At 47.9% G+C, this 537-nt stretch carries 1 protein-coding gene; it reads left to right on the top strand.

Annotation, left to right across the window (positions count from 1 at the left end; translation table 11 throughout):
- Positions 1 to 56 precede the first annotated feature (56 nt).
- The coding region (locus tag A3223_RS06700) for a hydroxymethylpyrimidine/phosphomethylpyrimidine kinase (protein WP_141081798.1) at positions 57 to 537 on the top strand (481 nt) is incomplete at its 3' end.

Genomic DNA, 537 nt, shown 5'->3' with positions numbered 1-537 from the left:
AGAAATTCAAACAATTGCTAAAGTTGATTAAATATAATGAAGGGTCGCGAGATTTAATGAATGAATTTCCACAAGTGGCAACGATTGCTGGTACGGACAGTGGTGGCGGTGCCGGTGTCATGGCCGATTTAAGAACGATGCAGGCACGTCACGTTTTTGGTACCGCGGTAGTCGTTGCCGTGACAGCTCAAAATACATTGGGGGTCCAAGATTTTATGGCAATGCCGACGAAGCTCATTGACGAACAATTTGCTTCGTTAGCAGCTGACTTAGACATTCGCGCTTGTAAAACGGGGATGCTTGCAGATGCTGAACATGTCCATGCCGTCGTTGAGAACTTGAAACGAGTTGATTTTGGGCCGCTGACAGTTGATCCAGTCATGATTGCGAAAGGCGGGGCGGCGTTATTAGCCGCGGATGCGATTAAAACGGTTCGCGACGAACTGATCCCGTTAGCGACTGTTGTGACACCGAATTTACCGGAAGCAGAACGATTAACCGGTCAGGCAATCACTAGTAATCAAGCGATGGTTACAG

It is taken from the genome of Campylobacter concisus, from assembly GCF_002092855.1.
Classification (GTDB): Bacteria; Campylobacterota; Campylobacteria; order Campylobacterales; family Campylobacteraceae; genus Campylobacter_A; species Campylobacter_A concisus_AI.
The sequence above is the reverse complement of the archived record's forward strand: the minus strand, read 5'-3'. Positions and strand labels throughout refer to the sequence as shown.